The sequence below is a fragment of the Chitinimonas naiadis genome, from assembly GCF_054780835.1.
Genome location: NZ_BAAGVO010000004.1, coordinates 1751020 through 1763423, shown reverse-complemented (window position 1 = coordinate 1763423; position 12404 = coordinate 1751020). Strand labels below are relative to the sequence as shown.

Below are 12404 nucleotides of genomic sequence, written 5' to 3'. Positions count from 1 at the left end.
AAGATTGACAATTATGTCAACATTGACAGTGTTGATAAAGATAGCGCGTTATGCCGTGTCTGGCTACTACTGTCGCCTTGATCCTGACAAGGGGATAACCAACATGCAGACTCATCAAGCCATCGAACCTACGTCCATACCCTGGCATGCCTTGATCGCCGGTATGAGCGCCAGCCTGCTGGGCATCGGCCTGGCCCGCTTCTCCTATACGCCTTTGCTGCCCTCCCTGATTGCCGCGCACTGGTTTGCCGCGGCTGACGTGGTGTATCTGGGTGCCGCCAATCTGGCCGGCTACCTGGTCGGTGCGATGCTGGCGCGGCGTCTTGGCCGACAGTGGGGTAACCGCCGTACCTTGCAAGGGATGATGCTACTCGCCAGCCTGGCCTTTTTCGCCTGTGCCTTCCCTTTGTCGGTGGCGTGGTTTTTCAGTTGGCGTTTCCTTTCCGGTGTGGCAGGCGGGGTGATCATGGTGTTGGTGGCCGCGACCGTGCTGCCGCATTTCCCCTTACACAAGCGCGGCATCGGCAGTGGTGCCATCTTCATGGGGGCGGGCTTTGGCGTTGCGGCATCGGGCACGCTGATTCCCCTGTTGCTGCAGGCGGGCCTGCAGCAAACCTGGCTGGGCCTTGGCGTCACCGCGATGATCCTGACCGCGGTGAGCTGGACCGGCTGGCCTGACAGCGGTGTGCCGGCAAACCCGATCGCGGCGTCGCAATCGGCGCCCAAAGCCGGGCTGCTTCCGCTCTATCTGCAATATGGCCTGGTTGCGCTGGGGCTGGTGCCGCTGATGGTGTTCCTGGTCGATTTCGTTGCCCGCGGCCTGGGCGAAGGCGCCCATGTCGGCTCGCATTTCTGGGTGCTGTTTGGGCTATCCGCCTCGGTCGGTCCCTTGCTGTATGGCATGCTGGCCGATCGCATCGGCTTTGGCTTGACCCTGCGTGTCGGTCTGGCGCTGCAAGCGCTCATGCTGGCCGGCCTTGCGCTGACCCATTCTCTGCTTTGGGTGGGCTTGGTCAGCCTTATGGTCGGTGGCTTCCTGACCGGCGTGGTGCCGCTGGTGCTGGGGCGTGTGCAGGAAACACTGGCGGGAGACGCTGCCGCGCAAGGCGCTGCCTGGAGCCGAGCAACCACGGCGTTCGCCCTGTTCCAGGCATTGGGGGGCTATGGTTACTCCTATCTGTTCAACCAGAGTGGCGGTCACTACGGCGCGTTGTTTGCCGTGGGCAGTACGGCATTCCTGCTCTCGCTGACCATCGACCTGCTGGCGGGGGTGCGGCTGCAGCGTACCTATCGGGCAACGGTACCCTGCGCGTCCTGAGGTCGCTGTCGATGCGCCCGGCGCGGGTTCGTATCCGTATGGTGAGCAGGCAATGGCTCGCAGGCCGTGCCGTGGCTGGGCATAATCTGCGAGCAAGGAACAGCGAACCGGAACGGAGACGGAATGAGCAAGGCTGTCATGGCAGGTCTGATAGGGCTATGGCTCGCGATCACGGGAATGGCGTTGCCGCTCCAGGCCGCGTCGACGCCAACGACCACATCGAGCGAATACCGACTACGACACATCGTGCTGGGTAGCGAGGCGGAAGCCCGGAGCGTGCTGGCCGGGCTTAGGTCCGGCAAGGCGTCTTTCGACAAGCTGGCAGTTGCTTCCCGCGACACCAGCTCAGCGACGGAGGGCGGCGAGTTGGGCTGGCTGCTGCCCGAGTTTCTGCCACCTCCTATCGCCGCCGCCGTGCTGGCACAGGGCAAGGCCGGGCTGTTGCCCGATCCCATACCGACGCCCTTGGGCTGGCACGTGATCGAGATCGAAGGCATGCGGGCACCGGCAGGCATGACCCACTGCGATTTCGACTGCACGCTACGGCGCCATCTCGATGCCATCGACCAGCGAGACTGGCCGGCTTTCGAGGCGACGCTGACGCGCGGCGACACACTGAGCCTCATCCTGCCCAATGGTCGCCTGAGTACCGACGGGACAACATTTCGCAAGCAGATGCAGGCCTGGCTGGCCGACAAGGACTGGCAGTGGCAATACAGCATCGTGCACCAGCGACAGGGCAAGGGCTGGGGTTTGGCCGTACTGAAGGTGACCTATCAGGATAAGGATGAGCAGGGCCAGCCGTATCGGCTCGATTACCTGCTGCAGCTATTGTTCGAGCCGGAGGCCGGCCATTGGCGGCTGATCCATGACCAGAACACGCTGCTGAAGAAGGACTGACAAGTTATTGCCCGGTGCGGCCTGTAATGCAAGGCCTACCGGGCAATCGGACGATACGTGGGCGGGATTCAGGCGAAAGTATCGATGCTGCCACCTTTGCCCGGCTCCTTGACCGTCTGCCGCTGCACTTGCTGCTGTTCTTCCTGCTTCTTGGTCTGCTCGGCCTGGGCCTGGCGCTGCTGGTTGACGCTGCTGCTGGCCTGCAACTGCTGGCTGCTGGAATCGACGCTACCGACATTCATGGTCTCGCTCCTGTCCGCTGATTGGATGTGGCTCTCCGCAGTGTGGCATCGCGTGCGTAGCAGGTAGCTGAACCGGGCCACTTTGCCGATAAGCGGTCGTGGACCAGCGGGTACCGTGAAAGCCAGAAGCCGGAAACCATGGCTCAACGGCCGGCAAGGTTGGACGCCAGCCTGTCGAGCCGCAAGCGGTCGCGCGGGTCGCTGAGCCGCCATACCGCAAGATAGGCCGCACCGCAGGACGCGAGAAAGCCGCCGGCGGCCAGCAGGAACATCAACAGTATCTGGTATTTGGCCGATTCGATCGGGTCCATGCCGGCGAGGACTTGCCCGGTCATGATGCCGGGCAGGGTGATCACGCCCGCCGCGGCCATCTGGTTCATGAGCGGCAAGATGCCGGCCCTGACCGAACGGCGCAGCAGTTCATGGAAGGCCTGGTAACGCGTTGCACCCAGCGCCAACCTGGCCTCGATCGCGTTGCGTTCGCGACTGACGGTCGCAAACACATGGTTGAGCGCAACGCTGGCGGAGTTCATGACCGTCCCCAGGATGATCCCGACCAGCGGGATCAGGTGGTGCGCGTCGTACCAGGGTTGCGGCTTGAGTGAGGAGGTCAGGGCAAACAGGGCGATACCCAATGTGGCGATGGTGACCGGCACGCTACCTACGCCGTAGTGCCACCAGCCCTGCAGGCGTCGCTCCTGCCGTGACCCGACTTCATACGCAGCTGCCGCCAGCATGGCGGTGATGACCGCAGCGCTGAGCCAGCCGGACGACAGGACGAACAAGTATCTCAGGAATGTCCCAACCAGCAGCAACTGCAACACCATGCGTATCGCCGCCATTAGCAGGGGCCGGTGCAGGCCGAGTGCCAGTGCAAAGGATAGCCCGGCGGAGGCCAGTACCAGGGCGGAGCCAAGCACCAGCTCCACGGTACCAAGTGCAACCGGTCCTAATGCTGTGTTGCTCATGGCGTGACCGCCTCCATTCCATCCCGGTGCATGCGCCAGTGCGGCCCGCCCAGCCGCCCGATCTGGGCCTGGTTGTGGGAGACGACCAGCAACCCCATCCCCTCTGCCTGCCAGCGGCCCAGCAGCGATTCCACCTGAAGGGCGCTCGCTTCATCAAGTGCGGAAGTCGGTTCGTCCAGTAGTAGGAACTGGGGGCGTTGGGTGCCGGCCCTGAGCAAGGCCAAGCGCTGCCGCTCCCCGGTTGAGAGTTGTGCCACCGGCGCATCGAGCAAGCTATCTGGCAGGCCCAGCAGCGAGAGCAGCGCAGCCACCGCCTGCGGCGCCGCCATATGTTCGCGCACGCTGTCCGCCCACCAGCCCGACTCGGCGGCAACATAACAGACTCGTCGCCGCCATGCGGGCGCCGGCATGCTGTCACGGGTTTCCGTACCCAGACGGACTTCGCCGGTCCCGGGCTCCAGGTCGGCGATCATGCGCAACAACCGGCTCTTGCCCACGCCCGATGGCCCGCTGAGCAGCACGCACTGGCCGGGCGGGATGGTGAGCGAGTAGGGCCCGTTGTCCTCGCCACGGAGTTGCCGGACGAGCAGGGCGGGTGACGGGGGCTGAGGCTGGTCGGGCGGCATCGCAGTGGGCAGGTTCCGGGGCTTAGGCATCGAACGGCATGGCGAGTTATCGTTAAAAGCGATGATGACCTTGCAAGCTTATATTGGACTGAAGACGCCACACCTTTTAGCATTTCCGCCATGTCGCTTCCCCTACCTGCAGAAGTCCCCACCCGTTTGCCCAAACCCAAGGTCAAGACCCTGCCAGGGCAGGCGGCGGTTGCCTATGTGACAGTGGGTGTCGGTGCACCGGTAGTGCTGGTCCATGGCTCCTTGTGTGACTATCGCTACTGGACCCCACAACTGCTGGCCTTGGCTGACCGCTACCAACTGTTTGCGCCCAGCCTGGCGCACTACTACCCGCCCCTGGCGTCGGCTGCGGGCACGCCATTCTCGTGGGCCGCCCATGTGGCGCAAGTGGCTGCCTTTATCGATGCCCTGGCGGTCGGACCGGTCCACCTGGTAGGGCATTCCCGCGGTGGTGGCATTGCTTACCAGTTGGCAATTCGGCATCCCGCACTTTTGCGCAGCCTGGCGCTGCTCGACCCCGGTGGGCCGGTGGATCACCCCTTGGCGGGCCGGCAGGATCTCGCGGCGGGTCAGGGCGCGCTACGCGCCCACGCGGCCGAGCTGATCGCGGCAGGTGATGCCAATGCCGGCTTGCGCCTGTTTGTCGACGCAGTCAGCCGTCCCGGCTTCTGGGATAAGAGTGACGACGCATTCAAGCGCATGGCCCGTGACAATGCCAGCACCCTGCCGCTGCAACTGGCAGACCCCATGCCCGCCTATGACGCACAGGCTGCCGGCAATCTTGTCTGCCCGACCTTGCTGCTGGATGGTGAAAAGAGCCCCACCGCGTTCCGGGCGACGGTACAGACCTTGGTGCAATGGCTGCCGCATGCCGCCCGGACCAGTATCGCCGGGGCATCGCACGGCATGAGCCTGAGCCATGCCGGCGTCGTGAATGCGGCCCTGGCCAATTTTTGGGCGGCAGTGCCGCAGGCCTGATTACGGTGGCGCCGGACGCGCCTCGAACAGTTCGACTGGATTGCCGGATGGATCATCTACCAACACCTGCCGTCCGCCCGGGCCGTGTACTGGCTCGCTGCGCAGGTGCGCGCCGGTCTGCCGGATGGCGTTGACGGCGTTGTCCAGGTGGGAGACTTCCAGGACCAGTCGGTTCCAGCCACCGGGGACCGGTGTATTGCCATTGGGCAGTGTCTTGGCGGCTGAGGTACCGGGTCCGCTCAGCCAGAGCGAGAGATCGCCGCGCGTGACAATGGCAAAGGGTGGCCCCCAGCGATCGCTCAGCTCGAAACCCAGTGCCATGTAAAAGCGCAGGGCGGCGTCGACGTCATTGACCAGGTAGCGAACCGTCGCCATGTAGGCGCTCCATGTCGGGGTATTGGACCAATCTAGTCCATGCCGACGGAACCGTCAGCCTCCTTGATGACGACCAGGACCTGTACCGGTACTCAGCGTAATACCGAGAACAGCAGACCACACAGCGCACTGACGATGATCACTTCGATCACGCCGCGCTTGAACCGGAACAAGGCGACGGTGGCGCCGGCGGCGATCACGGCGGCGCGCCAGTCAAAGCCGGCTTGCCAGCCTTGCGGCCAAAGTACGTGGTAGCCAAAAAGCAGCGCCAGATTAAGTATCACGCCCACCACGGTGGCGGTGACCGCGCTGAGTGGCGCGGTAAAACCGAGCCGGCGATGGGTGGCTTCAACCAGTGGGCCGCCAGCCAGAATAAACAGGAAAGAGGGTAGGAAGGTGAACCAGGTCACCACGCAGGCTGCTAGCGTACCAGCCCAGAAGGGACTGCCGCCCGCCAGCAAGGGCTGACCGTAGCCGCCGAGAAAGCCCACGAAGGCCACAACCATGATCAAGGGGCCTGGTGTCGTCTCCCCCAGCGCCAGGCCATCCATCATCTGCCCGGCGCTGAGCCAGCCATACTGGTGGACGGCAGCCTGAAATACATAGGGCAACACCGCGTAAGCACCCCCAAACGTCAATAACGCCGCCTTGCTGAAGAACCAGCCCATTTGCGGCAAGGTGCCCTGCCAGCCGCCTTGGGCGCAAAGCAGGCTCATGGGGACCAGCCACAACAGCGTGCCGATGAGGGCGATGACCAGCAACCTGCCGGGACGATAGCGGGCGTGGGGCGGTGTGGGGGTATCGTCGTCCAGCAGGGCCGGTCCTTGGCGTGCGGTGTCGGTGCCGTGGGTGCCCACCGTGTTGAATTGATCGGGCAGGTAGCGTCCCCCGAGATGGCCGATCAGCGCCGCAGCCAACACGATGGCGGGAAAGGGAACATTCAGGGCAAAGACCGCCAGAAAGGAGGCCGCGGCCAGCCACCACAGCGCCGGTCTGCGCAAGGCGCGCGAGCCGATACGCCAGGCAGCATGCAGCACGATGGCGGCGACGGCGGGCTTGATGCCCTGGAACAATCCCGCAACCAGCGGCAAAGTGCCGAAGGCGACATAGAGCCAGGACAGGGCAATCAGGATCAGTAGCGAGGGCAGGACAAATAGGCCGCCGGCCACGATGCCGCCCCAGCTGCGATGCATCAGCCAACCGATATAGGTTGCCAGTTGCTGTGCCTCGGGACCTGGCAACAACATGCAGTAGTTGAGCGCGTGCAGGAAGCGCTGCTCGGACAGCCAGCGTCGTCGCTCGACCAGTTCGGTATGCATGATGGCAATCTGGCCGGCCGGGCCACCAAAGCTGATGAAACCGAGCTTGAGCCAGAAGCGCCAGGCTTCGGCCAGGCTGACGGGATCGGGGCGGGGCAGTTCGGCGGGTTCAGACATGGCGATGGATGATGTTGCGGTGCGCCCGCGCCGTCAAACGGACCTGCGGATTCGCTGTCTATGATGGCGTGTTGGCACGTCTTGGTGAGCAGGCAGCTTTTTACCGCAGAGGTATGACGGAATGACAATACGAGCATTGCAGCGCGGAGACGCCGGGGCGATCGCGACGCTCTGGCATGCGGGGACCAGTGAGAGCGGCGTACACGAGCCTCGCTATCTGCCGCGGATATCGGTCGTCGACTATGCGCGACGGATCGGTGAGGAACTGGCGCGTGGCGACATCTTCGGCTGGGGCGCGTTTGCCGACGAAGAGGTGGATGAGAGCATGCTGGCCTACATGACCGCGCTGATCCAGCCAGCCTCGATCGAATGCCGGCTGGACGCCTGCCTGCAGGTGATCGACGTCGATGTCGCCGCGCCAGCCCGTGGTCGGGGATGGGCGCGGGCCTTGCTGGAAGCGGCCAGGCTTCATGCCCGCGAGCGGGGACTGGCCCGGGTGGAAATCCACTGGCTGATTGATGACCCACGTGCCAGTGCAGTCTGGCACAAGTTGGGATTCAAGCCTTATCTGCAGCGGGGCTATCTGGCCGTTCAGGACGAGCCCGCCATGCTGGCTCAGTAGCGTTTGAGTTTGGCGGTGACCTTGACGTAACCCAGTTCCAGCTCCAGCAGGTAGTGATCCTTGTGGACTTCCATGCTCAGTACGTCGGCACTGCTGCTGAACATGGAGCGGATGTAGGCCTTCAAGTCGTCCCGGCTGGCATGGGCGAGCCCGTTCTCGCGGCTCTGCAGGAACTTGTCGACATGTGTCAGCGCCGCCGCAATTTCCTTGCGGGCATCGTCGGCGGGCGCAATTTCAAAATCCAGGATCATGGGCTTTCGCTTGCTTGGATTGTTGAGTAGGGCGTTGCTGCATCATACCGGCGGGTATGGACAGCAGAACCTATCGCTTGGTCTTTGGGGCTTGTTATTGGTTCAAACCGGCCACCAATGCCTTGAGCAACTGCTCGCCGGCCTCGTAGGCGGCTTCCTTGCTGGCATAGGTGTTGTCTTCATCCCGCACCGGCTGAATGATCTGGGTGCCGTTCTTGTACAAGCTGACCTCGATCAGAAAGCGACCCTGATGGCCGGTCTTGCACAGGATTTCGCCCTTGAAAGGGCCGAGATCGATGGTCTTGCCGAACTTGCTGATGTCCATGACTACCTCGATATTTTCTTGGTTTGTCTCATCCAGATACAAGCCTACCCCAGCTGTTGAGCGCTGTCGAAGCCGGGATGGATCACCTTGGCGTCAGCCTTGTCTGATTTTGTTGATCCGCCAGTTGCCACGCACCTTCTTTAGGAAGAAGGTGGTGCTGACCTCCCGGTTGCTGCAGGTGGCGCTGACTGCTTCGACCAGCGCGGCATCGGTTTCGATCACTTCCACCCGACCCAGCTCGACCCGCAGTTCCGGCAGGCGATTGGTCGGGTTGTAGTAACACTGTTGCTTGTTGATGGGGCGCCCCCCCTTGTTCCGCACCGGCATGAAGGCGGGATAGACCTTGCGCACGGCCAGGAAGACAGCATCCGACTTACGGGAGCGATAAGCAAGATAGAGGCTTTGCGGCGCGTTCTTGAACTCGCCCTGGCTGGGGGGCGGCAAGACCTGCAAGGTCACGGCACGGGAAATGGCGATCTCGTCGTCCAATGTCAGGGAGGGGCCGGGTTCTGCGGCACGGGGTAAAAGGCTGGTCAGTGCCAGCGCTGCCAGGAGTACAACTCTGCGCATGCGTTTCTCGGTCAGCAGGATCAAGCGCATAGGCTAAACCAAAAAACCACGGCAAGTCGCGTTTGCCGTGACGATGCGCCGATGGCTTGCGGACCGTGGCCCTGGCCATGCGTCACGCGGCCGCTATCGCTGCTACGACGAAACTTGCACAACTGTCTCAAATGAATTTGTCCTCCGCTGCGCAGGGTTTATGCTTCAGGCATGTCACCGTCCGCTACCTTGCCCGATGAACTGGTCGCCTTTCTGGAAGGCGGCCGCTCCTTGACAGTTGCCTCCCGCGACCAGGCTTTTCGTCCCTCACTGGCGAAGGCGGTAGCTGCCCGGGTGAGCGAAGACCGTTGTCAGGTGACCCTGCTGTTGCCGCGCAGCCAGTCGGTGCAATTGCTGCGGGATATTGCTGGCTGCGGCCAGATTGCCGCAGTGTTCTCCCAGCCCATCAGCCACCGAACCGTGCAGCTGAAGGGGAAGGATGCCCGGGAGATCGCAACCTCGGCCGAAGACTGGATGCGGTTGGAACAGCAGCGCGGCCGGGTCGTGGCTGAACTGGCAGGGTTGGGTTACGCCGCCGAGTTGATCGAGGCGTTCCTCGACTGCCGTGCGGACGACCTCGCGGCCATCCGCTTCACGCCGTTCGAGGCTTTCAGCCAGACACCGGGTCCGCGCGCCGGTGAGAGGTTGGGCGCAGCATGAGGCTCGAACAACTGCGTGACTGTTTCGAGGGCGGCGCGCCTTCCATGCTGGCGACCTGCTCGGCCGATGGCGTGCCGAACGTGACCTATGTCTCCCAGGTGCATTTTGTCGACGGTGAACACGTAGCGCTGTCGTTCCAGTTCTTCAACAAGACCCACGAGAACATCCTCGCCCATCCGTACGCTACGCTGTTAGTCCTCAATCCGGCGACCGCCGCTCGCTACCGGCTCACGCTGCACTATGTGCGCACGGAATCGGAAGGCCCGCTGTTCCAGTCCATGAAGGCCAAGCTCGCCAGCATCGCCTCGCACACCGGCATGGCCGGCGTGTTCCGCTTGCTGGGCTCGGATGTGTACCGGGTGACCGCGATTGAAACCGTGCCTGGTACGGTGCTCCCGGCGCCGGCTGCCACCTATAACCGGCTCAATGCCGTTCGGGTGCTGGCGCAGCGGCTGTCCTGTGTCGACGACCTGGCCGTGGCGTTCGACGTGGTGCTGGCCGCACTGACTGAATTGCTCGATATACATCACGCACTGGTGTTGTGCGTCGATGAATCCGGTTACTGGCTCTATACCGTGGCCAGCCTGGGCTATGCCCAGTCCGGCCTGGGGTCGGAAGTGGCGATCGGAGACGGGGTCGTCGGGATCGCGGCGCAATATCGCACGCCGATTCGCCTGGGGTGGCCCGCGGCCGAATACGCCTACGGCCGTGCCGTACGGGCGGAAGCCGTTCGCGATGGGCTGGTCGCCCTCGATACCGAGATCCCTTTTCCCGCCAGCGGCGAGCCCCATAGCCAGTTGGCCGTCCCCATCGAGGCTGGTGGCTGGTTGGCCGGCGTACTGTATGTGGAGAGTCCGCATGAGCGGCGTTTCAGCTACGAGGACGAGGACGCGCTAGTGGCCGTCGCCCAGTTGCTGGGCCAGACCATGCGTTGGCTGACCCGGCCACCCGAGCTACCCATGCCGCCGCTGCCCGTCGAACAAGCCGTGCCGCCGGCAGGCAAGACGGTGCTGGTGCGCTATTTTGGCGCGACCCAGAGCTTGTTCCTGGACGACGATTACCTGATCAAGGGCGTGGCCGGTGCGGTCCTGTGGCTGCTGCTGAACGACTATGTCGCGGATGGCCGCACCGACTGGAGCAACCGTGCCTTGCGGCTGGAACCGCGGCTACGCCTGCCGGAGCTGGACGACAACCTGGAGACCCGGCTGCTGCTGTTGCAGCGCCGGCTGCAGGAACGGTGCGACTGGTTGACGCTGCACAAGGTGGGGCGCGGTCGCTTGCGGCTGAGTGTCGCTCGCCCAGTCAAGTTGCTGGATGTAGAAGCGGCTTAACAGCAAGAGCGAGGTGAACAAGGTCTTCATGCCCGATGCTTGTAGACGTTGACCACGAATAACCCGACCGCACTCAAGGTCATCAGGCTACCCACGACAATGCCGGGCTCGGCGGCGGTATTCCCCTGCATGAGTAGCAACAGCGCGAGCAGCATGGTGGGCATGCCGGCGTTGTAGAGCCAGAAATGGGCCGTTGCGAGGCGGCTTTGTCCGGCCTTGGGAAAGAAATGGTAGATCACACCGGTGAGGGTCAGCGAGACCCAGCCCAGCAGGTTGAGGTGGGCGTGGACAGAGCGCAGCGTGTGATCGTGGCTCGCGCCCATATATACGCCGAGCGAGACGGCGCTGACAAAATAAAGCAGGGCGATATAGGCCCAGGGTTTGGCATGTGCTTGCATGGTGGCGTTTCTTCGAGGGTTGCTTGAGGCTCCGCGGGTGATGCTCTCAGCCGCGGGGCCGCCAAGGGTTTCAGGCGGGTACCGTTTGCGGATGAATAGGCGCGGCTTCAGAGGCCCGCTGGCTCAGCAAGGCGTGCGTCAGCTTCTGCATGTCGTGGCTGCGCAGGGTGCCCTGCAGCATGCTCATCACCGCATTGAAGGCACCGGGTGGTGCGGTGTACAGCATCCCCCCCAGCAATTGGGCCCGTTCCTGGGCGGTGCTGTAGGGCACCATCCAGCGCAGCGTCTCCATCATTTTTGTCGGCGGGATGCTATTGACCAGTTCACGATGGAGGTCGTGGATCTCGTTATCGGTATAGGCCGACCACAACATGCGGTTGTGTTCGCGTTCCTCGAAGGCCATATGTTCGAAATTGTCGGCCACGAACAGCGCCAGTTCGCGGTACAGCCGCTCGCCGGTGCTCTGGCGCAGGCTGGGCGTGGCACGTTCCACCGTGGCGATCAGGTCGAATAGTGTTTCCATCGCGGCCTGATGGCGGCTGTGGTCACTATCGGCCAGCATGCGGCCACGTGGCTCAGCAGCCTCGATGGCGGGGTGCAGATAAGTTTCTTCATGTTCCAGGTGGCCGTGGCACACCCCGAGCAATTCGCGCACGGTGGCGAGCGTGCTATCGCGTTCACTGGCGTCGTCCCAGTCGGTCCGGCCGACTTCGCACAGGGCGTGGCTCATCTGAGCGCGCAAGGCCTTGTGGATCAGGGCGTAAATATCAAAACGTGGGCTTGGGTTCTGCATCGTCACTACTCCGGTGGTTGGCATCCCGCCAGCCACATTGCCGTGCGGAATCACGAAGCGGAGTCTAGGGAGAGGTGTCGATGCGGTTGTCTAAAACGCGGTTAAATGGTGCCTAAGAATTCCCTAAGTAGGGATATTGGCTACCTGCGTTGTTGCTGGAGCGGCGTTTTATGGTCTAGGGGGATGGGTGGTGCTGGCAGGGTGTTTCAAGCGGCTGTTCGCCGTAATGTCCTGGCTGCGGGCGTTGAACACGGGCGCTGCGTCGCCGGCAGATGCATCGCCTTGCACCTGATTGTTGCGACAAGGTGGGGCGATGACAGACTGCTTTGCCCATAAAGCCCCGGCGCTTGGGAAGCCCGCGACCTGGCCCAGGCCTACTTCGCCTCTACCTCCGCCTCGTCATCCAGATCGGTGCTGCTGAGCATGTCGGCCTCATCGCCCAGGTCGGCCTCGACCAGGCGGTCGGCCGTCACGTCTTCAGGGTGGGGAGCGAACGGGGTAGGGGCGTCATCCGCTGCGGGTTTCGGGGTCGTAGGCATGGTGTTGTCTCTCGGTGATCGCCGTCGTCTGCA

General features: G+C 63.3%; 17 protein-coding genes. 6 read left to right on the top strand and 11 right to left on the bottom strand.

Annotated elements, in window-relative coordinates; all coding sequences use genetic code 11:
• The first annotated feature begins 103 nt into the window (after positions 1-103).
• On the top strand, positions 104-1318 hold the full coding sequence (locus ACYVHK_RS14540; RefSeq protein ID WP_460533412.1) for an MFS transporter: 1215 nt from the start codon (positions 104-106) through the stop codon (positions 1316-1318).
• Between the two features lie 123 nt (positions 1319-1441).
• Positions 1442-2218, top strand: coding sequence for a peptidylprolyl isomerase (locus ACYVHK_RS14535; protein ID WP_460533409.1), 777 nt, complete (start codon positions 1442-1444; stop codon positions 2216-2218).
• Positions 2219-2286: 68 nt separating this feature from the next.
• Here the strand turns inward: ACYVHK_RS14535 and ACYVHK_RS14530 are convergent, their stop codons facing one another.
• The 3 genes from ACYVHK_RS14530 to ACYVHK_RS14520 all read right to left on the bottom strand — a co-directional run bounded on the left by ACYVHK_RS14530 (position 2287) and on the right by ACYVHK_RS14520 (position 4084).
• Positions 2287-2460: a hypothetical protein gene (locus ACYVHK_RS14530; protein WP_460533406.1), complete on the bottom strand. Its 174-nt coding sequence runs from the start codon at positions 2458-2460 to the stop codon at positions 2287-2289.
• Positions 2461-2603: 143 nt separating this feature from the next.
• Positions 2604-3428 carry an ABC transporter permease gene (locus ACYVHK_RS14525; protein WP_460533403.1) on the bottom strand — a complete coding sequence of 275 codons (825 nt, stop codon included), beginning with the start codon at positions 3426-3428 and terminating at the stop codon, positions 2604-2606.
• Positions 3425-4084: an ABC transporter ATP-binding protein gene (locus ACYVHK_RS14520; RefSeq protein WP_460533400.1), complete on the bottom strand. Its 660-nt coding sequence runs from the start codon at positions 4082-4084 to the stop codon at positions 3425-3427. The genes ACYVHK_RS14525 and ACYVHK_RS14520 overlap by 4 nt, the downstream gene beginning before the upstream one ends.
• A gap of 90 nt (positions 4085-4174) precedes the next feature.
• Here ACYVHK_RS14520 and ACYVHK_RS14515 point away from each other — a divergent pair, with 90 nt between their 5' ends.
• Positions 4175-5041 carry an alpha/beta fold hydrolase gene (locus ACYVHK_RS14515; RefSeq protein ID WP_460533397.1) on the top strand — a complete coding sequence of 289 codons (867 nt, stop codon included), beginning with the start codon at positions 4175-4177 and terminating at the stop codon, positions 5039-5041.
• Here ACYVHK_RS14515 and ACYVHK_RS14510 read toward each other — a convergent pair whose 3' ends face one another.
• Together ACYVHK_RS14510 and chrA are read right to left on the bottom strand one after the other, a co-directional pair.
• Positions 5042-5416, bottom strand: coding sequence for a VOC family protein (locus tag ACYVHK_RS14510; protein WP_460533394.1), 375 nt, complete (start codon positions 5414-5416; stop codon positions 5042-5044). It abuts the gene before it with no gap.
• Positions 5417-5508: 92 nt separating this feature from the next.
• A complete protein-coding gene (gene chrA, locus ACYVHK_RS14505; RefSeq protein ID WP_460533391.1) occupies positions 5509-6852 on the bottom strand; it encodes a chromate transporter in 1344 nt (447 codons plus the stop codon).
• 121 nt (positions 6853-6973) lie between these two features.
• Between chrA and ACYVHK_RS14500 the strand changes: the two genes are divergently transcribed.
• Entirely contained in the window at positions 6974-7474 is a 501-nt protein-coding gene (locus ACYVHK_RS14500; protein ID WP_460533388.1) for a GNAT family N-acetyltransferase, read from the top strand.
• Here ACYVHK_RS14500 and ACYVHK_RS14495 read toward each other — a convergent pair.
• The 3 genes from ACYVHK_RS14495 to ACYVHK_RS14485 form a co-directional block, all read right to left on the bottom strand.
• Entirely contained in the window at positions 7468-7725 is a 258-nt protein-coding gene (locus ACYVHK_RS14495; RefSeq protein ID WP_460533385.1) for a hypothetical protein, read from the bottom strand. The two genes, ACYVHK_RS14500 and ACYVHK_RS14495, sit on opposite strands and share 7 nt — an antisense overlap.
• 94 nt (positions 7726-7819) lie before the next feature.
• On the bottom strand, positions 7820-8050 hold the full coding sequence (locus ACYVHK_RS14490; protein ID WP_460533382.1) for a hypothetical protein: 231 nt from the start codon (positions 8048-8050) through the stop codon (positions 7820-7822).
• A gap of 93 nt (positions 8051-8143) precedes the next feature.
• Complete coding sequence (locus ACYVHK_RS14485; RefSeq protein WP_460533379.1) at positions 8144-8650, bottom strand: hypothetical protein; 507 nt, start codon at positions 8648-8650, stop codon at positions 8144-8146.
• A 171-nt stretch (positions 8651-8821) separates the two neighbouring features.
• Here ACYVHK_RS14485 and ACYVHK_RS14480 point away from each other — a divergent pair, with 171 nt between their 5' ends.
• Together ACYVHK_RS14480 and ACYVHK_RS14475 are read left to right on the top strand one after the other, a co-directional pair.
• Positions 8822-9310 (top strand): hypothetical protein, encoded by a 489-nt coding sequence (locus tag ACYVHK_RS14480; RefSeq protein WP_460533376.1) that lies wholly within the window; start codon positions 8822-8824, stop codon positions 9308-9310.
• Positions 9307-10641, top strand: coding sequence for a pyridoxamine 5'-phosphate oxidase family protein (locus ACYVHK_RS14475; RefSeq protein ID WP_460533373.1), 1335 nt, complete (start codon positions 9307-9309; stop codon positions 10639-10641). Before ACYVHK_RS14480 ends, ACYVHK_RS14475 begins: the two co-directional genes overlap by 4 nt.
• A gap of 26 nt (positions 10642-10667) precedes the next feature.
• On the opposite strand, the gene ACYVHK_RS14470 is transcribed toward ACYVHK_RS14475, so the two are convergent.
• From ACYVHK_RS14470 to ACYVHK_RS14460, 3 genes are all read right to left on the bottom strand, one after another.
• On the bottom strand, positions 10668-11039 hold the full coding sequence (locus ACYVHK_RS14470) for a hypothetical protein (protein ID WP_460533370.1): 372 nt from the start codon (positions 11037-11039) through the stop codon (positions 10668-10670).
• 70 nt (positions 11040-11109) lie between these two features.
• Complete coding sequence (locus tag ACYVHK_RS14465) at positions 11110-11832, bottom strand: hemerythrin domain-containing protein (protein ID WP_460533367.1); 723 nt, start codon at positions 11830-11832, stop codon at positions 11110-11112.
• Between the two features lie 374 nt (positions 11833-12206).
• Entirely contained in the window at positions 12207-12371 is a 165-nt protein-coding gene (locus tag ACYVHK_RS14460; protein WP_460533364.1) for a hypothetical protein, read from the bottom strand.
• Between the last annotated feature and the right edge of the window lie 33 nt (positions 12372-12404).